A 21,050-nucleotide genomic window follows, 5' to 3' on the forward strand; every position below is an offset into this window, starting at 1 on the left:
GCAGGCCGCCCGCACTCCGCACCCCGTACCGCCACAGCCGGCACGCTGCGGCCCGCAGGCCCGCGCACGACACCCCCGTGGACGAGGAGCCGACCATGCAGGCACCTGCCGGTGACACCGCCCGCACCCGACCAACCCCCCCGACCACCACACCCGGTACCGCCCCACTCACCACCACCCCGCCCACCGACCCCGACCCGCCCACCGCCCCGGACCCCGGCCCGGGTACCGCGGCGGGCGCCGCGCTGACCATCGACCCAGGCGCTGGCCCGGGCACCGCGCCGGATGCCGGGCATTCCGCCACACCGGACCCTGCCTTGAGCGCCGCTTTCGACGCCAAGCCGAGCACCGCCCCGGGCACCGCCTCGGGCACCGCTCCGGACGTCGGCCCAGGCACCGCTCCGGGCGCCGTGCCGCTCGTTGCCCGGGACCGGCCCCCCGACCCTGGCCCGGGTACCGGGCCAGGCGCCACCGCGCTCACCGCCCCGGGCACCACCGCGCTCACCGACCTGGACCCTGGCCCGGGCACCGGCCCGGACGCCGGGCGGCCCACCGTGCCGGATGCCGCCTCGGGTACTGCTCCGGGTGCGGGTGCTGCTCCGGGTATGGGTGTGGGCATGGTTGTGGAGGACGGGGGGCGTGCCGTCCGGCCGGCGCCCGCCATCCGTACCCGTGGTCTGGTCAAGAGCTACGCGGGTCCGGAGGGGAGTGTCACGCGCGCTGTTGATGGCCTGGATCTGGAGGTGTTCCAGGGCGAGACCTACGCCTTCCTCGGCCCCAACGGTGCAGGCAAGTCCACCACCCTCGCCCTGCTGTGTGCCCTGGCCCGTCCCACCGCCGGACAGGCCATGGTGGCGGGCGCGGACGTCCTCGAGCGGCCGGAGCAGGTACGGCGGCGGGTCGGCATGCTCTTCCAGCACAGCGCCCTGGACCCCGACCTGACGGCCGAGCAGAACCTGCACATCCACGCCCGCCTGTACGGGCTGCGTCGCCGCCAGGCCCGCCTGCGCGTGACCGAGATGCTCGAGGCCGTCGCTCTGGCCGACCGCCGCCGCTCCCCGGTGCGCACCCTTTCCGGGGGGATGCGCCGCCGTCTGGAACTGGCCCGCGGTCTGCTGCACGCACCCCAGGTGCTGTTCCTCGACGAGCCGACCACCGGTCTCGACCCGCACGCCCGCGCCCAGGTCTGGCAGCACCTGCGCGCCCTGCGCGAGCAGCACGGCAGCACCTTGTTCATCACCACCCACTACCTGGAGGAGGCGGAGAACTGCGACCGCCTGGGCATCCTCGACCACGGCCGGCTCGTGGCCGAGGGCACCCCCCACGCGCTGAAGGCCGAGATCGGCGAGGACCGGCTGGTGCTGCACACCGGCGACGACACCGCGGCCTGCCACGTCGTGAACCGGGCTGTGGACCAGGCCGTGCGCCGGGCCGTGGACCGGGCTGAGGACCGGGCTGAGGACCGGGCTGAGGACCGGACCGTGAGCGGGGCTGTGTCCGCGGGGTCTGCCGTCACTCTGGACGCCGGGGGGTTGTCCCTGCGTCTGCCCGACGGCAGTGCCTGGATCCCCCGGTTGTGCGCGGCTTTGGCGGACCACGGCATCGCGGTGCATGCCGCGTCCGCGACCCCGCCCACGCTCGACGACGTCTTCTTCCACCACACCGGCCGCAGCATCCACACCCCCCGCTCCCACCCGGCAGCGTCCGCGACCGCGCCGGCGGCCGCCCAGGAGGCCCCATGACCGCGCCCGCCCTCCCGGCCCCGGAAGCCTCCAACACCCCTCACACCCCTCACCCCCCCAAGGCCTCCGGTGCTCCCGGTGGGTCTGGGTCTTCCGGAACCTCTGGTCCTTCCGGTGGGTCCGGTCGGGCCGGTCGCGGGTCCGGGTCACTGCTGTCTCATGAACTGCGCGCGGTGCACGCTCTGGTCCATCGTGATCTGCTGCGCATGGCGGCCCAGCCCACCCACACCGCGCTGATGCTGCTCCAGCCGGTGCTCTACCTCTTCGCCCTGGGCGGTGGTCTGGCCGCGCTGATCCCCGACTCCTCGCTCGGCGTCGGTTACCAGGCCTACCTCTTCCCGGGCATGCTGATGATGACGGTGCAGGCACCGGCCATCATCGTCGGTGTCCGCCTGATCACCGACCGGCAGAGCGGCTACCTGCGGGAACTGCTGATGGCCCCGGTCGCGCGGCCCACCCTCCTGATCGGCAGCTGCGCCGGAGGCACCCTGGTCTCCACCGTCCAGGGAACCGTCCTGCTCACCCTGGCCGGCGCCGTCGGTCTGCCCTACGACCCACTCCTGCTGGCGCTGCTCCTGGCCGGCATGATCCTGGCCTCCTTCACCGTCACGGCCCTGTCCCTGCTGCTGGCCGTGAGCATCGACCGGCCCGAGGCCTTCCACATGCTGCTCGGCCTGGTGATGATGCCGCTGCTGTTCCTGTCCGGCGGCTTCTTCCCGTTGCACAACCTGCCCGGATGGGCCCACACCCTGGCCGCCGTCAACCCGCTCGCCTACGGCGTGGACCTGCTGCGCCGCTGCATCGCGCTGCGCGCAGGGCACCAGGCGGCCACCACCGCGGGCATCACATGGTCCGGCTGGCAGCCCCCACTGCTCCTGGAGGGCGCGCTCCTGCTGGCCGGCGGCGCCACCGCGCTGCTCTGGGCCGCCCACCGCTTCAGCCGCCCCGAATAACCCCCCGGACCCGCCCCCACACCCTTTGCCCCCCCGGCATCACACCCGCTTCGCACACCGACCCGCCCACGCCGCCCACCAGGCATGCAGACCTGCCTCGCCCGCCTCGCGCCGACGAGGCGACGTGCCCGCCGGCCGACCACGTCCGCCGCCCGGCCGGGCGGCCCTGCCCGGTGGTCCGCCCGTCCGCAGCCGGGCGCCGCCGTCCTGTGCCCGCCCTGTCGGCGTGGCACATGACAAAATGACCCGGGGGAGGACCGGCCGGCATCCGAGCACGCCTGCGAAAGGGACGCGCCGATGGCGAAGACCCCCAGCGACGCGGGAGAGCCGCAGGCCACGCACGCCCCCCCCGGGCAAACCGCTGGCCTCCTTTTCCCGCCGGATCCGGCATTCCTGCCGGCGGCCGGCCCTCCGCCGGCAGGAATGCCGGATCCGGCGGAGGGCCGGCCGCCGGCGTCGAAGCTGGACCGTTCCGCCGGTCCCGGGCCGGTCCTGGCAGCTTCAGCCCCTGGTCGCGGTATCTCTGCCGGGTAGAAGGGGCGGCCACGGTGTCGTATCCGGATCGGTCCTGGCGGGTTCATCTCCTGGTCTCGGGGGCACTTTCGGCACACACCCTGGAGGAATCATGTGCCGCCTTTTCGGTCTCAGCAGTGCCCCGCTGCGCACTCATGCCACGTTCTGGCTGCTGGACGCCCCCGACAGCCTGAGCCGGCAAAGCCACCGTGACCCCGACGGCACGGGCCTGGGATATTTCGCCGCCGACGGCACCCCGCGGGTGGACAAGGCCCCTGTCGCCGCCTACCGGGACCGGGCTTTCGCCGAGGAGGCCCGTCAGGAGGAGTCGCAGACGTTTGTCGCCCATGTCCGTTTCGCCTCCACTGGCAGTCTGGAGATGCGCAACACCCATCCCTTCGAGCAGGACGGGCGGCTCTTCGCTCATAACGGGGTCATCGAGGGTCTGGACCGGCTCGATGACCACCTGGGCGGGGACCGGTCACTGGTGCGGGGGGACACCGACTCCGAGAGGTTCTTCGCGCTGATCACCCGCGAGATACGCCGGCACGGCGGCGACGTCGGCGCGGGCATCCGTGAGGCCGCCGGCTGGATCGCCGCGAACCTGCCCCTCTACGCCCTGAACCTGATCCTCATCACTCCCGGGGATCTGTGGGCGCTGCGTTACCCGGACACCCACGAGTTGTACGTCCTTCAGCGGCAGGCCGGGGGAGAGCACGGCAGCCGGCACCTGGACCACAGCGGCAGCCACGGCCGTATGCGCGTCCACTCCTCCCACCTGGCCGACCATCCCGCCGTGGTCGTCGCCAGCGAACGCATGGACGACAACCCTCACTGGCGGCCGCTGGAACCCGGCGAACTCCTCCACGCCGACCCCCATCTCCACCTCACCCGCGAGACCGTGCTCCCCGACGCTCCCGCCCACCAGCTCACACTGGAGGACCTGCATCCCGCCGCGGCCGCCTCCCAGAAGGCCGCCTAGCCGCAATCGACGCAACCGGCACGCGCCCCCACCCCCTCCCGCCGGGCGCTCACTGGCCCCCTGGGGGACGAAGGGGGCGCCCGAACCGGGCCGGGCTACGCCGGGACGGGCTGAGACAGCCCGTCCCGGCAGGGGCTGGGGGTCAGGAGCCCACGATGCGGCGTACGTTGTCGACCGAGCCGCAGTCGCTCTTCAGCTGCCGCTCGCGTTCTTCCCAGAACGCCGTGCCCAGTTCCTCGCGCCGTTGCATCGCCACGTTCTCCCGCGCGCCGTTGAGGATGGTGCGTTCTTCCTCGTCGGCGTGGTGGGTGACGGCTTCCACCAGTTCCTCCAGTTTGGAGTCCCACTCCTCGGAGCCGACCTCGTCCACCTCGAGCAGGTCGAGCAGGGCCTGGTTGCCCTCGTCGTGTTCGTGCTCGCCGTGCTCGACCTCATCGTCGTCGATGTTCTTGTACCGCTTCAGGGCGGGATAGACCTTGGCCTCCTCGGCCTGCGCGTGCGCGATCAGCAGGTCCGCGAACTCCTTCAGCGCACCGGCCCGGTCGGCCTCGACGCTGCGCATCAGGCGGAACAGGTCCTCCATCCGGCGGTGGTCCTGGAGGATGAGCTCGACGACGTCCCTGGTTTCGGCCATGACGGGGCACCACTTTCGTGCGAACGGTTGAGAGCTCTTACCTGCTACCCCCGCCACCGGCGTTGATGACTTCGACTCACCGGAACCGGTGAGTGGGGAGCCCCCCGGGCCGGTCTTGCCCTCCCTCGCCACTGCCGAGGGGCGGCGGACTTCGCCGCTGCGCGGGACCGGCGGGGTGCTGTACCGGGTGCGGACGGGGGAGCGGCGCAGCGCGGTGCAGACGCGTGACAGGTGTCCATGGCGCGTCCATGTTCACAAAACGTTTTGATCCGGCCGGATCAATATCTGTACCCGCGGGCTCAGATTTCAACGGGACATGCGGACAGATTGTCTGCCCCAGTATGTGGAGTGGATTTCTTCACCACGCGCAGGCCGCTGCGGCGTGCTACTGTCGATCTCAGTTGCAGTTGTGGTTCCCGAAACTTCAGGTGCTCTCCGGACGGTCACGTGCCGCTGGAAGGCACTTTTGTATATCCGGTTTTTTTCCGGGCGGGGTGATCATCGCGGCGACACGGTGTCCGCGAGGTGCGGACGCCGAGGCACTGCCCCCGAAGGAGAAATGACATGGCTGCTGGCACCGTGAAGTGGTTCAACGCGGAAAAGGGCTTCGGCTTCATCGAGCAGGACGGTGGTGGCGCTGACGTGTTCGCCCACTACTCGAACATTGCCGCCCAGGGCTTCCGTGAGCTGATCGAGGGCCAGAAGGTGACCTTCGACATCGCGCAGGGCCAGAAGGGCCTGACGGCCGAGAACATCGTTCTCGCCTGACGCTCACGCGCACTGTGTAGCTGGGGCCCGCATCCTTCGGGGTGCGGGCCCCAGCTACGCGCGTTTCCGCCGGTGGTCTCACCTGTGGACAGCGATCAGGAGATTCGTAGGCTCACTGCATAGGCGGAAGGCCCCGAACCTTGCGTCCGTGCGTCCGCATCGCGTCACTCATTTCAGCGCCCGCGCCCGCGCGGATTTTCCGCCGGGCAGATAGGCGCTGTCGCGTTTTACCGGCCCGTTCTTGCAATTACTCGTGCTGCTCATCGCTGTGGAAATTTTTTGAGATGTGCCGCATCGAGGAAGTTCCGTTGCGCGGGGGGGTGTGAGCTGGGCAGGGGGGCCGGGCCGGTCCGGTCCGGTCCGGCCCTGCCCGGCCCTGCCCGGCCCGGTCCGGCTCGGTCCGGTCCGGTCCGGGGTCGGCCCGGGCCGGCCGGTCCGGGGTTGTGCTGGGTGTCGGGTCGGGGTGGGTCAGTGGTCGAAGTAGCTGAAGTCGCCTACGGTCCAGGCGCTGACGTCGTCGATCGCGACGCGGTACATTCCGCCCGTCTCCGGGATCCCTACCGGGCCCTGCAGGATCCGGGCGAGGTGGAAGTGCAGGTGTGTGGGCGGTCCGGCCTGCCTGGCGGGGTGGTCGAAGACGGCGGAGAAATCGCTCAGTTGGGCGGAGTCGGTCAGTACCTCCCTCACCCGTTGCCTCCACATGGCTTCAGGGGCCAGCCGGCCGGTGATGACGGCACCACCGGTGACCACGGTCAGGGACATCTGACTGCTCTGCCCGGACTCCACAAGGGCGGCGATGTCAATGATCAGCTCGTCAGGCTTCGGCATGGGACCGGATTTTATGCCCTGTGTCAGGGCGGCGGGGCGGTGGCCTGGGACGAGGACGCCGAGCCGGCCCGCCCAGACCGGGCCTTGCCGCGGGCCGACCGGGAAGGACACTCGTGTGCATGCCCGGTGTCCGGCGGTGGAACGCCCGTTCCCGGATCGGCTCGCCGGTGATGCGAAACCGGCGGCCCCCCCGGGGGGGGGGAGCGTTGTCCGAACGTGCGCAGCACGCCGAAGACTCAGGGCCCCGGGGTGCGTCGGGGGATGGGTGCCGTCGCCTGCACGCTGTGCGTGGCCCCCGGTACCCGCGACGTCGGCGCCGCCCTGGCCGCCGGCCGCCGCCGGCTGACCGGCGCCCGCCCGCAGGGGTATTTCCTGCTCGCCGCCCCGGGTGCGCCCCCGCGCCGGGGGGACCGGCCGCCTTGGTTCCTCTGGCTGCGCTGGCGGCGGTCGTCGGCTCGGAGGAACGGGCCCGGCTGGTCATCCGGTGCCGGGGCCTGGTGTGTGCGGCAGGTCGCCGGGTCCGGTCCGCGGCCTGCCCGTAGCACAGACGGCCTTGACCGGGATCCGGCTGCCCGGGGGCTCTCGGCCGGTTCGCCGGCCGTCGAAGCCTGAGCGTGCGGGCGAGGCGCACATATCCGGGTCGGCCGCCGCCTGTACGACTGCTGCGGTCCGCCCCGGCTCGAGGGCCCGCGGACGAGGCCGTGGCTGCTGCACGGCCGGGAGGCGGCCGCGGTCCCGACAGCGAACCCCTCGTGCCCCTCGTGGCGGACGGTCGAACCCGTGGGCTGGGTCAGTGACCGGGTCACCACCGGGGCGTGTGCCCTCATCGCCGAGCAGCCCGGCCCCCGGGGAACCCTCGCCCGCGACACCACGCCCCGGTGACAAAGAAACATCCCGGGACACTCGCTGCCACGGCCACGGCCACGGCCACGGCCGCTGCCGCTGTCGCTGTCCGTCCGGTGTCCGGCGCCCGCTGCCCGTACCCGTCCCGCCCGACGGCTGGCGTCCGCCGTCCGCCCGGTGTCGGCGCCCGATACATGCCCCCGCCCGGTACCCACCGCCCGCCTGATGCCGGGCACCCGTCTTTGTGCGGTGCCCGTGCCCGCGGGGGCTATTCCGGGTGGGTCACGGCGTCCTTTTGCAGTTGTACCGCCGCGAGCAGGCTCAGCCGCGGCTCCGCCTGGCGCAGGGCCTTGACGGCGGCTACGGAGGTGATGTCGCCGCTGAAGCCGGCCTCGGCCAGCCGGTCGCGGACCCAGCGGGCCCGCAGCCGGGTCTCGCTCGCCGCGGCGGTGGACTCAACCAGCGCGGCGGCGCGCTCGAGGCCGGGACGCTCCTGCGGTGAGGCCTCGGCCAGCGCCTGACGCAACTGTGCCGCGATCACGTCCGCGTCCCGCAGGGCCAGCACGACATCGCTCTTCCTGCCCAGGTGCCTGATTGCTGTCATGAAGATCAGACTGACCGCCATGCCCGGTGTCCGCCAAGCGACTTGAGCCAACTCAGAGCATCCCCAGCCGGCCGCCCGCACCGGTCTGCCGGCCGCCCACGCCCACCCGCCTGCCGTCCGGCGAACCCCACCGGCCTGGCCGCCCGCCCCCCATACCGGCCTGCTGCCCGGCCCCCCGGTACCGGCCTGCCGGCCGCCCACGCCCACCGGCCTGCTGCCCGGCCCCCCATACCGGCCTGCTGTCCGGCCCCCCGGTACCGGCTTGCTGTCCGGCTTTCCGGTTGGTGTATCCGGAGCGCCGGTAGGCTGCGGCGGTGCGCACGGTCGAGCTCCTGTTGGACGAGACGGCGGAAACGGCGGTCCGGCAGGCCTGGCGGCGGCTCGCGGATGCGGGTCTGCCCAGCCAGGCCCGGCATCCCTCGCCGACCAACAGCCCGCATCTCACCCTGGCCGCCTGCCCCGAGCTGACCGCACCCATCCGCTGGGAACTCGCCGGGGCGGCCGCCGTCCTGCCGCTGCCGGTGCGCTTCACCGGCCTGGTCCGTTTCGAGCGGCCCACCTCGGTCCTGGCCTGGGCACTGGACCTCGACAGTGCGCTGGCCGGCCTGCACCGCCGGGTGTGGGAGGCGGTCGCCTCGGACAGCCCGCCCGAGACCCTCAACCCCTTCCACCACCCCACGCGCTGGAGCCCGCACATCACCCTCGGCCGCACCCGCCGCCCCGGCGCCTTCACCGACCGGCAGATCCCCGGTCTCCTGCCCGCCCCACCCCTGTCCGCCCGCCTCATCACCCTGCGCAGCTACGACACCGACACCGGCGCCCTGGAGATCCTCACCCCCCGCCCCTGACCCACCCGGAACCCCACGGCGTCGTCGAGCCGGTCACACCGCCATGTCTTTCTCGCGCCCCCGCGTGCAGCGGCCCTACCGGCGGCCCCCGGCAGGCGACGCAAAATCGTGCGGCCGCGGTACGCCCCCGGAGCGGCACACCCTGGCCGCACGCGAACAGCGCGAGGACGGCCGGCGCCTGGTCGTACGACAGCCGGGCCGGAGTGCGGCTCCGCGGCTCCACACCGGTCTCGGTCGTCGAGCGGGACGGCGACGAGACGCCCCGCCACACCGCACGCCGCTCCCCACCGGCACGACTCCGCGGGCCGCGGCGCACCACCGGCATGCTGCGCGGCGGGCGTCCACGGCGGAATGCGGCAGGGGGCGGCCACCGTGTGGTCCTCGGCCCTGGGGGGAACGTCCTGCGCCAGGCCGGTACGGGCCGAGGAGACGCTGGACCTGGACCTGGACCTGGACCTGGGCCTGGTCCGGATCGGCGGGGGCCGCTCCGAACTCCCCGTTCTGCGTGATCGAGTCCTGAATATTTCCGCCGGCCGCCTGTAGTCATTTCTGACCACAAGCGCAGACGCCTGAATATATTTCGGGTTCGACTTGATTTGACGACGCTGTAACACGAGGGGAGCATGAGTACTGCCCCGCTTCGTGTGTCGTGCTGGCTTTGAGGGCCAACCGGGCGGGATCCAAGTGCGGCGAGCAGTCTCCTCCTCTGAACAGGTCGCCCGTCCCATGCGTGGAGTGACCTTTTGCAGCTGCCCGCGACGGAAAAATGGAAGCTCACGTAAAAAGGTTTCTGACGGTCGGCCCTGCGCCCGACCGGTCTCCGCTTTTCATCATTCCGGCGCATGAATCCCTGAATGCGACAGTAGACACAATTGTGTTGGGAGAGAGGAGCAGGCTCGTGGGGAAACGCCAGAAGCAGCAGATTGCGACCGCGATAGCGTCGGCGGCCATGGTGGGAGGAATTCTCGCCATCGGCACCCCTGCCTCGGCGGCGCCCGCACCGACGGGCACAGTCTCAGCAACTCAAGGGCACGTCGGCAACGGTACACAGGCACACCGCCTGCTCCCGGACAAGCCGTGCAAGCACAACTGCAACAAGAAGCCCAAGCAGGGGGGCAACACCCAGGGCGGGACGCAGGGTGGTGGCGGCGGTAACACCCAGGGCGGGACGCAGGGTGGTGGCGGCGGTAACACCCAGGGCGGGACGCAGGGTGGTGGCGGCGGTAACACCCAGGGCGGGACGCAGGGTGGCGGCGGCGGTAACACCCAAGGTGGGACGCAGGGTGGCGGCGGCGGTAACACCCAAGGTGGTACGCAGGGTGGCGGCGGCGGTAACACCCAGGGCGGGACGCAGGGTGGCGGTACCGGCAACACTCAGGGCGGCACCCAGGGTGGCGGTACCGGCAACACCCAAGGTGGTACGCAGGGTGGCGGTACGGGCAACACTCAGGGCGGCACCCAGGGTGGCGGTACCGGCAACACCCAAGGTGGTACGCAGGGTGGCGGTACCGGCAACACCCAAGGTGGTACGCAGGGTGGCGGTACCGGCAACACCCAGGGCGGCACCCAGGGTGGCGGTACCGGTAACACCCAGGGCGGGACGCAGGGTGGTGGTACCGGCAATACCCAGGGCGGCACCCAGGGTGGCGGTACCGGCAACACCCAAGGTGGTACGCAGGGTGGCGGTACCGGCAACACCCAGGGCGGCACCCAGGGTGGCGGCACCGGCAACACGCAAGGCGGTACCCAGGGCTGAGCGTTGAAGGGTCTCCACAGGCGTCGGCGCCTCGCGGGGGGTCACACTTTCGCGGGGCGCCGATCACCCGTCGCTTTCGGAGTGATGCGAATTGGCCGGAGCAGCCGTGCGAAGCGTCCTCCTCGCAGTCGCCGGCGCCGTGTGCCTCGCCGGCGCATGGGACGCATCGGCGACCGAGGGAACCGTCCCGGCCGGAGCGAATTCAGTGCTCCGGTGCTACGCGACGTCGAGCAATCCCCAATCTCCTGTCTGCTACCGCCTTTCGGCGAAAGCGGAGTTCCGGCACGGGCAGATGGTCTACGTCCCCCTGCTGATCCAGGTCCCCGCGCCGGCGCATCCGGCGTCCGTCGTCATCGTCACCAGCCTGAACGACATCCATCCGGACGCGGTACCGACGGCCCCGTGATCATTCCAGGAAATTTTCATCATTCCAGGAGATCATCCTCGATGATCCCGTTCTCCAGAGCGAATCGGGTGAGTTCCGCCCTACGGCGGGAACCGCTCTTTCTCCGCAGCCGCTCCAGATGCGTGTGAACCGTGTTTTCGGCGATGTTCAACTTCGCGGCGATCTCACGATCCGTTGCGCCGTCGGCGACGAACTGCAGGATCTGTCTCTCCCGGCCGGTGATGTGCGGAGGGGGCGCCGGGATGCTGCGCCCGGCCAGACTCGCACCGAAATAGTCGCTTCCCGAGGCGACGGCGCGGACGGCGGAGACGAGCTCGCAGGCATCGGTCTGCCGACTCAAGTAGCCGCGGGCACCGGCCTTGATGCACAGGACGGCATCGGATGGTGCGCCCGATGCGGAGAGCACGATGACGGCGTGTCCCTGCCGGTACAGCCGAGCCACCTCGCGGGAGGTCACCTGATCGCGGGACTGCAGGTTGATCAGGAGAATCACCTCGACGTCGGCCGTTTCGAGGGCGACCTCGTCGACGCACGAGGCGAGCGTCGTGATCCTCATGTCCGGTTGCGCCTCGAGGGCCTGGGTGAGACCGAGCTGGAGCAGCGGCCAGTCGCAGATGACGGCCAGATGGGTCACGGACGGGCTCATCACACGCTCCAGCGTAGGCGAGGCCAGGCCATCGGCCATGTGACAGGGCGGGACCACGGTCGGCGACGGGGGCCGCCCGCTCCCACAGCCGCCGACCACGTCACGCCCGGCCGCCCGAGGCCGCCCGCAGCCGCCTCCGCCACACGCCCGCACCGCCGCCGGCTGCCTCCCGGACGACGGCTACCGCGACGGCGGCGTCCGGGCCGCGATCGGCCCACTGGAGCAGGAGCAGGAGCAGGGCGGGCAGGGCGGGCAGGGCGGGCAGGGCGGGCAGGGCGGGCAGGGCGGACGGGGGGCCGGCAGGGCGGACGGGGGGCCGTGGGGGCTGTGGGGGCCGCCCCGGCAGCGCGCCGGCTGTACTCCGCCCCTTCGTGGGTGACAGCAGGCCGTCGGTGGCTGTCGGGGGCCGGCGGTAGTTGATCAGGAAAAGGGGCTTTTGGGCGCAGTGGAGACCGGCGTCTTCACGCACCTCGGGGTCCTGGTGGTCCGCGCGAATGCCCGGGGCGGCCTTTTTACGGCAGATGTCTGCGGGGGTGTCGTGTCGTCCTCGGCCGGCGGCGGGTATCGCCGCGGACGGGGGGCGTCAGTCGTTGCTCAGGGCCTCGACCGCGTCCTGGACGCTGGGGTGGAAGGGGAGGACCTGGTCCAGTCCCGTCATGCGGAAGAGCTGGGCGAGGGCCGGGCTCGGTGCCGCCACGCAGAAAGAGGAGCCGGTGGCCCGGGCGCGGTCGTGGGCGGTGAGGATCGTGGTGATGCCGGTGGAGTCGCAGTAGTACAGCCGGGACAGGTCCGCGACGATGCCGGGAGCGGGGCCGGGGCCGGGGCTGTGCAGCAGGTCCTCCACGGCACGGCCGAGACGGGCACCGGTGTGGTGGTCCAGCTCTCCGGCCAGGCGCAGGACCACGGGGCCGGCCGGGGAGGGGTGCACGCTGATGGCCAGCGTGCCCTCTGTGTCGTTCACCAGGACTCCTGTGTGCTCGGCCACGACGGGCCGGGGGGTGTTCTTGTCCGGCGGTCGTTCGCCGCGGGTCTTTTGCTGCCCGCCAGGATTATCCGCCGCGGGCGCGAGTGCCCGCCTGGGGAAAGCCGGAACTTCCTCTGGTCGGCCGGGCGTTCGAGGGCTCCGGAAGAATGCCGGCCGGAGCCGGGAAACCGTCGACCGTGCGAGGGGCGGACGGGAGCGGGACGGGGCGGGACGGGGACCGGGCATCAGGTGGCATTCCGGGGGCAGGCAGGGCATAGGCACGCCGTTGTGAGACGCGTGCGTGTGGCAGATGTCGGGGATGTCCACCAGGGTGGGCGGGGTACGAAAGGGACGGGTGTCTGGTGGAGCGTGCACAGCAGCCGGGGCGCCGACCGCAGCCTGAGGAGGCGGCCGGTGACGTGTTCACCGCCGACCGGGAGGTGGGCCGTGACCTGGCCCGGGTGGACTGGGCGGCCACACCGCTCGGCCCGCCGCGGCAGTGGCCCCAGAGCCTGCAGACGGCCGTCAGCATCCTGCTGTCCTCCCGCTTTCCCATGTGGATGGCCTGGGGCGAGGAGCTGACCTTCTTCTGCAACGCCGCCTACCGGCGCGACACCCTGGGACGGAAGTACCCGTGGGCGCTGGGACGGCCCGCCAACGAGGTGTGGGCGGAGATCTGGAACGACATCGGCCCCCGCATCCAGACCGTGCTGCGTACGGGGCAGGCCACCTGGGACGAGGGACTGCTGCTGTTCCTGGAACGCTCCGGCTACAGCGAGGAGACGTACCACACCTTCTCCTACAGTCCGCTGCGCGACGACACCGGCACGGTCGTCGGCATGCTGTGCGTGGTCAGCGAGGACACCGACCGGGTGATCGGCGAGCGGCGCATGGCCACGCTGCGCGACCTGGGCTCGGACCCGAGCGTGATCCGCACCGAGCAGGAGGTGCTGGCCTTCGCCGACCGGCAGCTGGCCCGCAACCGCAAGGACCTGCCCTTCACCCTGACCTACCTGTTCGACGAGGACACCGCCCGGCTGGCCGGGGCGACCGGTATCGGCACCGGCCACCCGGCCACACCAGCCACCCTCCCAGCCACCCTCCCAGCCGCCCCGGCCACCCTCCCGTCCCAGACGCCCGGCACCCCCGGCGCGCCCGACACCCCCGACGCGCCCGACGCCCCCGGCGCGCCCGCCCGTGATACCCCCGGCGCGCCCGGCACCCCCGGCAGCCCCGGCGCGCCTGACACCCGCGGCGCGCTCACCGCCTCCCGATACGCCCGGTGCCCCCGCCGCGCCCGATACGCCCGGCAGCCACAACGCGCCCGGCGCCCTCGGCGCCCCCGGTACTCCCGGCGTGCCGGACACCCCCGATGCCGCCGATGCCGCCGGTGCCGGGACGGTGTGGCCCGTCGCGGCCCTGGCCGCCGGCGAGGCGGTGCTGGTGCCGCTGGCCGGGGACGTGTTCGCCGGCCTGCCCGCCGGTGACTGGCCCGAACCCCCCGTGCAGGCTCTCGTGGTCCCGCTCCTGCAGCAGGGCAGTGCCCCTTACGGGTTCTTCGTGGCGGCGCTCAACCGGTACCGCGTGCTGGACGAGGGCTACCGGGGCTTCGTCGAGCTGACCGCGGGGCACATCGCCTCAGGGATCGGCAGTGCCCGCAGCTACGAGGCGCAGCAGCGGCGCGCGGAGGAACTCGCCGAACTCGACCGGGCCAAGACCGCGTTCTTCTCCAACATCAGCCACGAGTTCCGCACCCCGCTGAGCCTGATCATGGGTCCGGCCGAGGAACTGCGCACCCGTCTGGCCGGTGCGGAGGAGCCCGTACGGCGCGAAGTTGAGGTCATCGTGCGCAACGGGCTGCGGCTGGGCAAGCTGGTCAACACGCTGCTGGACTTCTCCCGGATCGAGGCCGGCCGGATGCAGGCCTGCTTCGAGCCGGTCGATCTGGCCGCCGCCACGGCGGAGCTGGCCAGTGTCTTCCGCTCGGCGATGGACCGCGCCCACCTCGTGTTCGAGGTGGACTGCCCGCCCCTGGACGAACCGGTGTACGTCGATCGCGGCATGTGGGAGAAGGTGGTCCTCAACCTGCTGAGCAACGCGCTGAAGTTCACCTTCGACGGATCGGTGCGTATCGCGGTGCGCCGGGCGGGCGGCCATGCGGTGGTCACCGTCGCCGACACCGGGATCGGTGTGCCGCAGGCGGAGATGCCGCGGCTGTTCGAGCGTTTCCACCGCATCGAGTACGCCCGCGCCCGCTCCAACGAGGGCAGCGGTATCGGGCTGGCCCTGGTGCGCGAACTCGTCGGCCTGCACGGCGGCACGATCGGCGCGCACAGCACCGAGGGCGAGGGCACCACCTTCACCATCCGGCTGGCGTTCGGGACCGCGCACCTGCCCGCCGACTGCGTGATGCCCGCCGGCCGCGGCACCGCCGGCTCGGCCGGCGCCGACCCCTACGTCCAGGAGGCCCTGCGCTGGCTGCCGGGCAACACCCCCACCCCACCCGCCACCCCGCCCGGCACCGCACCCGCCACCCCGTCCGGCGCCGCACCCGCCGGTGCGCTGCCGGGCAACACCCCCGCCCCGCCCGGCACCCCGCCCGGCACCGCACCCGCCACCTCGCCCACCGTCGCCCCGTCCGCCACCGCACCCGCCGGTGCGGGCCCGGGGGCCACGGTGGGGGACACGCCCGCGCCTGCGGGACCGCCGGGGCCTGCGGGGTCTGCGGGGCCTGTGGGACCGCCGGGGCCTGCGGGCACGGCCCGGGTGCTGGTCGCCGACGACAACGCCGACATGCGCGAGTACCTCACCCGCCTGCTGACCGGCGCCGGGTACGAGGTCACCGCCGCCCGGGACGGCGTCGAAGCGCTCGACTCCGCCCGCCGTGAGATCCCCGACCTCGTCGTCAGCGACGTGATGATGCCCCGCCTGGACGGGCTGGCGCTGCTGTCCCGGCTGCGCGGTGACACCCGCACGGCCTCGGTGCCGGTGCTGCTGCTGTCGGCCCGGGCCGGGCAGGAGGCGTCGATCGAGGGACTGCAGGCCGGCGCCGACGACTACCTCGTCAAACCGTTCGCCGCCGCCGAACTGCTGGCCCGGGTACGCGCCAGCGTCCACCTCGCCCGCCTGCGCACCCACCACGTGCGCTGGCGCACCGCGCTGATCGACTCCCTGCAGGAGGCGTTCTTCGTCTGCGACGAGTCCGGCGCCGTCGTGGAGATCAACACCGCCTTCACCGACATCCTCGGCTACGGCCCCGAGGACCTGCCCTACGCACCCGTCCAGCCCTGGTGGCCGGACGCCGCCACCGACCCCGAGGCCCACCACCAGGTCGGCGACGCCTTCGCCGACCTCCTGCACAACCCCCAGGGCTCCTACACCGTCCCGGTCCGCCACCGCGACGGCCACCGCCTGTGGGTCACCGTCACCTACAACAAGGCCCGCGACCCCGACACCGGACGCCAGGTCACCGTCGGCACCTTCCGGGACGTCACCGCCGAGCACTACGCCGTCCAGCGCGATGCGGCCCTGGCCGCCCTGAGCACCTCGCTGTCCACGGCCGCCAGCCTGCCCGAAGCCCTCGCCGGCGCGCTGGAGAGGCTCAAATCCCTCTGGCGTGCGCGCAGCGTGGTCGCCGCCCTCTTCACCCGCGCCGACGCACCCCTGCTCACCGCCACCGACCCGGGCCTGCACTGGCAGGATCTGCCCGCCCGGCACCAGGAACTGCTCACCCGGCTGCGCGGGCGGCCCACCCTGACCCCCCTCGCCGACGACACCGGCGCCGGCGTCCTGCTGGACCATCCCGACGGCCCGCTCGCCTGCTGGATCGACCTGGGCGAACACCGGCCCTTCACCGCCGAGGACCAACTGCTGCTCTCCCTGCTCGCCGGGCACCTCGCCCAGGGCCTGGTCCGCGCCCACCAGATCGACCAGCAGCGCGAGACCGCCCTCGCCCTGCAACGCGCCATCCTGGGACCGGCCCAGCTCCCCGACGGCTTCGCCGTGCGCTACGAGCCCGCCACCCGCCCGCTGGAGGTGGGCGGCGACTGGTACGACACCGTCGCCCTCGCGGACGGACGCATCGGCATCGTCGTCGGCGACTGCGTCGGCCGGGGCCTTCAGGCGGCCAGCGTCATGGGGCAACTGCGCAGCGCCTGCCGCGCCCTGATGCTGCAGGACCCCAGCCCCGCCCGCACGCTGATGGCCCTGGACCAGTTCGCCGCGAGCGTGCCCGGCGCCCTGTGCACCACCGTCTTCTGCGGTGTCCTCGACCCCGGCACCGGCGAGCTGACCTACTCCAGCGCCGGCCACCCGCCCGGCATCCTCGCCCACCCCGACGGCACCACCCGCCTGCTGGAAGAAGGACGTTCGCTGCCGCTGGCCGTACGGCCGGGCAGAGACCGCCCGCAGACCTCGTGCACCCTGCCCGCCCGGGCCACCCTGCTGCTGTACACCGACGGGCTCGTCGAACGACGCCGCCGCCCGCTCAGCGACGGCATCGACCAGGCCGGGGCCGCCGTGCAGGACGGCCGTGACGTGCCCGTCGACGACCTCGCCACCCGCATCATGGCCCGGCTCGCACCGGACGGCGGCTACGACGACGACGTGGCCCTGCTGCTCTACCGCCACCCGGCCCCGCTGCAGGTGTCCTTCCCCGCCGAGTCCGCCCAGCTCGCACCCGTGCGCAAGGCCCTGCGCAGCTGGCTCGCCCAGTGCGAACTGCCCCCGCGCGATGTGCAGAACGTCCTCGTCGCCGCGGGCGAGGCGTGCGCCAACGCCATCGAGCACGGCCACCGCCACGCCCCCGGCCAGGCCGTGCGGCTGCGGGCCGAAGCCCTGGTCGACCACCTGCGCCTGACGGTCGCCGACAGCGGCCTGTGGAAGGCCCCCCAGCCCGAGCGCAACACCCACCGCGGCCGGGGGATCACCCTGATGCGGGCCATGATGGAGCAGGTCACCATCACACCCGGCCCGTCCGGCACCACCGTCGACATGCAGATGAGGATCTCCTGATGACCACCCCGCTCACCCTCACCTCCGGCCGCCGCCCGGACGGCACCGTGTGCCTGACGGTCGCCGGTGAGATCGACATGAGCAACGCCGGCTCCCTCGCCGAGGCCCTCGACGCACACGCGGGCCCCGTCGTGGTGGACCTGACCGGGGTGGAATATCTCGACAGCGCGGGTCTGAGCGTGCTCTTCGCCCACGCCGACCGGCTTCAGCTCCTCGTCACCCCCCTGCTGGAGCCCGTCCTGACCGTCTCGGGTCTCACCGACCTCGCCACCGTGCACGCCCTGGGCCCCGACCACCGGCCCTCGCCCCCCAGACCGTGCCCCTGAGCAGCCCTGGGCGGCGCGGCAGGAGCCGCCGGCCTGCCCGGCTGACACCACGTCACGCCGCCTAGGCTGGCGCGATGACCCAGGAGCAGAAGCCAGAACCGGAGCAAGCGCCGGAGCAAGCGCCGGAGCCGGAGCAAGCGCCCGAGCCAGAACCGGAGCAAGCGCCGGAGCCAGAACCGGAGCCGGCGCCAGAGCGGGTGCGGGAGCGGGTGCGGGAGCGGGTGGGGGTGCAGCCGTCGGGCGTGTGGGCCACGGCGGTCGGGGTGGCCCGGGTGCGGGCACTGGAGACCGAGCGGGCGGACCCGCTCTTCCGTGACCCGCTGGCCCGGGCCTTCGCCGCCGCGGGCGGCCTGTGGCCCTCCTCGCCCCCACCGCCCCAGGGCGACGAGGCCGCACGCCGCCGCCGGCTGGCCGTGGCTTTCTCCATCGTCATCCGCACCAAGTACCTCGACGACCTGCTGCACCAGGCATGCGCGTCGGGGATCCGCCAGGTCGTGCTGCTCGGCGCCGGCATGGACAGCCGCGCCTTCCGCATCGACTGGCCCGAGGACACCCGCCTGTTCGAGGTCGACACCGCCCAACCCCTGGACTTCAAGGACCAGGTGCTGCGCCAGGAACAGGCCGTCCCGCGCTGCCGCCGGATCCCCGTCGCGGTGGACCTGCGCGAGGACTGGCCGCAGGCGCTGGCCGCCGCGGGGCACGACCCGGCCACACCGACCGTGTGGATCGCCGAAGGACTGCTGATCTACCTGCCCAGGGACGCGGTGGACCTGCTGCTGTCCCGGATCGGCGCACGGTCGGCGCCCGGCAGCCGGATGGGGCTCACCCTGGGCTCACGCGGCGTCATCGAGCGCTTCGGCGCGGACGCCGCTCCGGGGTCGGCGGCGTCCCTGTGGGTCTCGGAGATGCCCGACGACCCGGTGGGCTGGCTGGCCGGCCACGGCTGGGACGCCGAAACCCACACCCTGCGCGAACGCGCCGCCGCCTACGGCCGCCCGGCCGGCACCCCGCCGAGCCACGAGGAAGGCCCCGGCGGACTGGTCTCGGCGGTCCGCCGGTAGCACGCCTTCCCTCCCACGCCCCCCCCGAACTCCGCACGGCTCCGCACGGCTCAGCCGGGCGGTACAGCGGCCGGTCTCGGCGTGCAGCCGGTCGCGGATCACGGCCACGTCCCGCCGCATCCGGGCCGCACGGAAGACGGTGCCCGGCGTCCCGCCCTCGCCGACGGGGTAGACGACGCCCCGGTGCCGCAGCCCGGGCCGCGCCCCCGCCGCCCGCGCCCCCGCCGCTGGGGCGGCACCCGCCGTCAGCCCGCCCGCGGCCACCCCCGCGGGCGGCCATCCCGGCGAGGAACCGGGCCCGGGTGAGCCCCCGCCCCCTGTGCACCCACTCATCAGGCTTCTGCATACGGCCCACCCTGCCCCGGGCCGCCCGGGCAGGGCCGCCCGGGCAGGGCCGTCCGCCGACGGTCTACGGCACAGGGCCGCCGGTCTACGCCCCGGCGGCCGAAAGGTGGCCGCCGGGGCGGCGAAAGGAGGGGACCGCTCGCGCAGCCGGACGCCGGTGACACCGGGGGAGAGGCGCGACCCGGGCGACGCCGTCCTGCACACGGTGGGACCACGGTTGGCCCAACAAGATGCTGATATGGGTGTGTCTGTTCTGCTTGCCGGTGTGCCCGGCGCACCATGAGCAAGGCGCCCGCATCCGGGCCGCCAAGCCTCCCCACGCAGTGCACAGTTCGTCACAGAAAGCAGGTCAGCCATGCGCGCCGGACGCCGCTTCAGTCCGCTTCCCCGCTACAGAGGTGTGTGGGCCGCCGGCCTCACGGCCCTGCCGGCTCTCTTCGCCCTGAGCGCGGTCACTCCCGCCGCGGCGGCCGTTCCGGCTCATCACCAGCAGGCCCAGCCGCATCCCCGCTACGTGCAGGTGTCCAACACCCAGACGTGCAACCCCGACGGCCTGTGCACCATCACCGCCACCTGCCCCTCCGGCACGGTGGTCACGGGCGGCGGCGTCTCGGAGACCCCCCTGATCAGCAGCGGCGTGTACCTCATGGAGACCGAGCCGACCAGCAGCCGCACCTGGCGGGGCACCCTGCGCAACGCCAGCCAGTTCCCCGTCCAGGTCACCGTCACCGCCGTCTGCGCCCGCATCCCCGGCGTCTGACCCGGCCCCTTCCGCTCCGCCCGAAGTCCGCGCCGAGGAACCAACCGGCGCGGACTTCGCGCTGCCCCCTTCCCCGGCCGCCGGGTTGCCACAGCCGCAGGCACGGGCCGCAGACTTCGGGGTACCTGCTGGACGTGCTGCGGCGCCACCGTGCGGGTGCACGAGGCGCCGTGGCACGGTTCGTGCGGGGAACGACCGGAAGGCCGGGTGGCATGGCACGTACGCGGACACAAGCGAGCACCCGGCATCCCCGGCACGAGCGCAGGGGAGAGGCACGGCTGCCGGCGGTGGTCGCGACCCTCGCCGCGATCGCCCTGTACCTGCTGCTGCCGCAGCGGCTCCTGATCGCTCCCCGGTACGTGCTGCCCGCCCTGGAGTGCCTGCTGCTCATCCCGCTCATCGCGATCAACCCCAAACGGCTGACCCGGCAGACGAAGACGTTCCGCGTGCTGTCGCTGACACTCGTCGGCGTCATCGCCATCAGCAACCTCGTCGCGCTGGCCATCCTGATCCACGAACTGGTGTACGCCGGGGTGAAGGACGGCCGCTCCCTGCTGGTGGCCGCACTGCAGGTGTGGCTCACCAACATCATCGTCTTCGGGCTGGCCTACTGGGAACTGGACCGGGGCGGCCCGGTCAGCCGCACCCAGGCACCCCGCTCCGCCCTGCCCCTGGCCGACTTCCGTTTCTCCCAGGACGAGAACGACGACGCCGTCCAGGAAGTCGCCGACGGAGCCAGCGCCACCTCGGACTGGGTCCCCACCCTGGTGGACTACCTGTACGTGTCCACCACCAACTCCACCGCCTTCAGCCCGACCGACACCATGCCCCTGTCCACCCGCGCCAAAGCCATGATGAGCATCCAGAGCATCGCCGCCCTGCTGACCTCGCTCCTGGTGATCGCGCGGGCCGTCAGCATCCTGCACTGACCCCCCGGGGGGCGTTCCGGACCGTCGCGCCACCGGCCGCACACACCCACCGGCCGCACACACACGACCGCACACGCAGACGACCGCACGGCGCACATGCACCGCACACTCCACGTCCCCCGCCCGGCC

20 protein-coding genes and 1 pseudogene are annotated in these 21,050 nt (G+C 72.8%); 14 read left to right on the forward strand and 7 right to left on the reverse strand.

The annotated features are described in order from the left end of the window. Positions 1–605: 605 nt before the first annotated feature. From B446_RS34610 to B446_RS34620, 3 genes are all read left to right on the forward strand, one after another. Positions 606–1,742, forward strand: coding sequence for an ABC transporter ATP-binding protein (locus tag B446_RS34610; RefSeq protein WP_078614589.1), 1,137 nt, complete (start codon positions 606–608; stop codon positions 1,740–1,742). Between the two features lie 152 nt (positions 1,743–1,894). Continuing rightward, positions 1,895–2,695 carry an ABC transporter permease gene (locus B446_RS34615; protein ID WP_043477080.1) on the forward strand — a complete coding sequence of 267 codons (801 nt, stop codon included), beginning with the start codon at positions 1,895–1,897 and terminating at the stop codon, positions 2,693–2,695. Between the two features lie 625 nt (positions 2,696–3,320). After that, on the forward strand, positions 3,321–4,190 hold the full coding sequence (locus B446_RS34620) for a class II glutamine amidotransferase (protein WP_020937479.1): 870 nt from the start codon (positions 3,321–3,323) through the stop codon (positions 4,188–4,190). 142 nt (positions 4,191–4,332) lie between these two features. Here the strand turns inward: B446_RS34620 and B446_RS34625 are convergent, their stop codons facing one another. Beyond that, the gene (locus tag B446_RS34625) at positions 4,333–4,824 is read right to left on the reverse strand and encodes a hemerythrin domain-containing protein (protein WP_020937478.1); all 492 of its coding nucleotides are present in this window, start codon (positions 4,822–4,824) and stop codon (positions 4,333–4,335) included. Positions 4,825–5,388: 564 nt separating this feature from the next. On the opposite strand from B446_RS34625, the gene B446_RS34630 reads away from it, so the two are divergent. After that, positions 5,389–5,592, forward strand: coding sequence for a cold-shock protein (locus B446_RS34630; protein WP_020937477.1), 204 nt, complete (start codon positions 5,389–5,391; stop codon positions 5,590–5,592). A gap of 468 nt (positions 5,593–6,060) precedes the next feature. Here the strand turns inward: B446_RS34630 and B446_RS34635 are convergent, their stop codons facing one another. Continuing rightward, positions 6,061–6,420 carry a hypothetical protein gene (locus B446_RS34635; RefSeq protein ID WP_020937476.1) on the reverse strand — a complete coding sequence of 120 codons (360 nt, stop codon included), beginning with the start codon at positions 6,418–6,420 and terminating at the stop codon, positions 6,061–6,063. A gap of 249 nt (positions 6,421–6,669) precedes the next feature. Here B446_RS34635 and B446_RS38540 point away from each other — a divergent pair, with 249 nt between their 5' ends. Beyond that, a complete protein-coding gene (locus tag B446_RS38540; protein ID WP_420010350.1) occupies positions 6,670–7,032 on the forward strand; it encodes a DUF5133 domain-containing protein in 363 nt (120 codons plus the stop codon). 21 nt (positions 7,033–7,053) lie between these two features. Next, a complete protein-coding gene (locus B446_RS40860; RefSeq protein ID WP_272945903.1) occupies positions 7,054–7,302 on the forward strand; it encodes a DUF6098 family protein in 249 nt (82 codons plus the stop codon). 229 nt (positions 7,303–7,531) lie between these two features. Here B446_RS40860 and B446_RS34640 read toward each other — a convergent pair whose 3' ends face one another. Further along, positions 7,532–7,867, reverse strand: coding sequence for a hypothetical protein (locus B446_RS34640; RefSeq protein ID WP_043477077.1), 336 nt, complete (start codon positions 7,865–7,867; stop codon positions 7,532–7,534). Positions 7,868–8,181: 314 nt separating this feature from the next. On the opposite strand from B446_RS34640, the gene B446_RS34645 reads away from it, so the two are divergent. Together B446_RS34645 and B446_RS39390 are read left to right on the forward strand one after the other, a co-directional pair. Beyond that, positions 8,182–8,715 (forward strand): 2'-5' RNA ligase family protein, encoded by a 534-nt coding sequence (locus B446_RS34645; protein ID WP_020937474.1) that lies wholly within the window; start codon positions 8,182–8,184, stop codon positions 8,713–8,715. Positions 8,716–9,087: 372 nt separating this feature from the next. Beyond that, positions 9,088–9,258, forward strand: coding sequence for a hypothetical protein (locus B446_RS39390; protein WP_158506727.1), 171 nt, complete (start codon positions 9,088–9,090; stop codon positions 9,256–9,258). 472 nt (positions 9,259–9,730) lie between these two features. Here the strand turns inward: B446_RS39390 and B446_RS39515 are convergent, their stop codons facing one another. The 4 genes from B446_RS39515 to B446_RS40600 all read right to left on the reverse strand — a co-directional run bounded on the left by B446_RS39515 (position 9,731) and on the right by B446_RS40600 (position 12,484). After that, positions 9,731–10,453, reverse strand: coding sequence for a hypothetical protein (locus B446_RS39515; protein ID WP_162473328.1), 723 nt, complete (start codon positions 10,451–10,453; stop codon positions 9,731–9,733). Positions 10,454–10,896: 443 nt separating this feature from the next. Then, a complete protein-coding gene (locus B446_RS34655) occupies positions 10,897–11,511 on the reverse strand; it encodes a LuxR C-terminal-related transcriptional regulator (protein ID WP_158506725.1) in 615 nt (204 codons plus the stop codon). A gap of 112 nt (positions 11,512–11,623) precedes the next feature. Next, entirely contained in the window at positions 11,624–11,992 is a 369-nt protein-coding gene (locus tag B446_RS34660; protein WP_020937471.1) for a hypothetical protein, read from the reverse strand. A 114-nt stretch (positions 11,993–12,106) separates the two neighbouring features. After that, positions 12,107–12,484: an STAS domain-containing protein gene (locus tag B446_RS40600; RefSeq protein WP_020937470.1), complete on the reverse strand. Its 378-nt coding sequence runs from the start codon at positions 12,482–12,484 to the stop codon at positions 12,107–12,109. Between the two features lie 557 nt (positions 12,485–13,041). On the opposite strand from B446_RS40600, the pseudogene B446_RS38550 reads away from it, so the two are divergent. From B446_RS38550 to B446_RS34695, 6 genes and pseudogenes are all read left to right on the forward strand, one after another. Continuing rightward, positions 13,042–13,581, forward strand: a pseudogene (locus B446_RS38550) (PAS domain-containing protein); the annotation flags it as partial. A 262-nt stretch (positions 13,582–13,843) separates the two neighbouring features. Continuing rightward, positions 13,844–17,500, forward strand: coding sequence for a SpoIIE family protein phosphatase (locus B446_RS40605; RefSeq protein ID WP_237751098.1), 3,657 nt, complete (start codon positions 13,844–13,846; stop codon positions 17,498–17,500). Further along, the gene (locus tag B446_RS34680; protein WP_020937469.1) at positions 17,500–17,826 is read left to right on the forward strand and encodes an STAS domain-containing protein; all 327 of its coding nucleotides are present in this window, start codon (positions 17,500–17,502) and stop codon (positions 17,824–17,826) included. The genes B446_RS40605 and B446_RS34680 overlap by 1 nt, the downstream gene beginning before the upstream one ends. Positions 17,827–18,068: 242 nt before the next feature. Further along, positions 18,069–18,887 carry a class I SAM-dependent methyltransferase gene (locus tag B446_RS34685; RefSeq protein ID WP_043477071.1) on the forward strand — a complete coding sequence of 273 codons (819 nt, stop codon included), beginning with the start codon at positions 18,069–18,071 and terminating at the stop codon, positions 18,885–18,887. A gap of 700 nt (positions 18,888–19,587) precedes the next feature. Then, entirely contained in the window at positions 19,588–19,992 is a 405-nt protein-coding gene (locus B446_RS34690) for a hypothetical protein (protein WP_020937467.1), read from the forward strand. 212 nt (positions 19,993–20,204) lie between these two features. After that, entirely contained in the window at positions 20,205–20,921 is a 717-nt protein-coding gene (locus B446_RS34695) for a DUF1345 domain-containing protein (RefSeq protein ID WP_043474429.1), read from the forward strand. Positions 20,922–21,050 lie beyond the last annotated feature (129 nt).

Source organism: Streptomyces collinus Tu 365, from assembly GCF_000444875.1.
Lineage (GTDB): Bacteria > Actinomycetota > Actinomycetes > Streptomycetales > Streptomycetaceae > Streptomyces > Streptomyces collinus_A.

Excerpts from the sequence above, each read along its gene's own strand:
- B446_RS34610 (WP_078614589.1), top strand. The coding sequence starts at position 606 with ATGGGTGTGGGCATGGTTGTGGAGGACGGGGGGCGTGCCGTCCGGCCG.
- B446_RS34620 (WP_020937479.1), top strand. The coding sequence starts at position 3,321 with ATGTGCCGCCTTTTCGGTCTCAGCAGTGCCCCGCTGCGCACTCATGCC.
- B446_RS34625 (WP_020937478.1), bottom strand. The coding sequence starts at position 4,824 with ATGGCCGAAACCAGGGACGTCGTCGAGCTCATCCTCCAGGACCACCGC.
- B446_RS34630 (WP_020937477.1), top strand. The coding sequence starts at position 5,389 with ATGGCTGCTGGCACCGTGAAGTGGTTCAACGCGGAAAAGGGCTTCGGC.
- B446_RS34635 (WP_020937476.1), bottom strand. The coding sequence starts at position 6,420 with ATGCCGAAGCCTGACGAGCTGATCATTGACATCGCCGCCCTTGTGGAG.
- B446_RS34640 (WP_043477077.1), bottom strand. The coding sequence starts at position 7,867 with ATGACAGCAATCAGGCACCTGGGCAGGAAGAGCGATGTCGTGCTGGCC.
- B446_RS34680 (WP_020937469.1), top strand. The coding sequence starts at position 17,500 with ATGACCACCCCGCTCACCCTCACCTCCGGCCGCCGCCCGGACGGCACC.
- B446_RS34690 (WP_020937467.1), top strand. The coding sequence starts at position 19,588 with ATGCGCGCCGGACGCCGCTTCAGTCCGCTTCCCCGCTACAGAGGTGTG.
- B446_RS34695 (WP_043474429.1), top strand. The coding sequence starts at position 20,205 with ATGGCACGTACGCGGACACAAGCGAGCACCCGGCATCCCCGGCACGAG.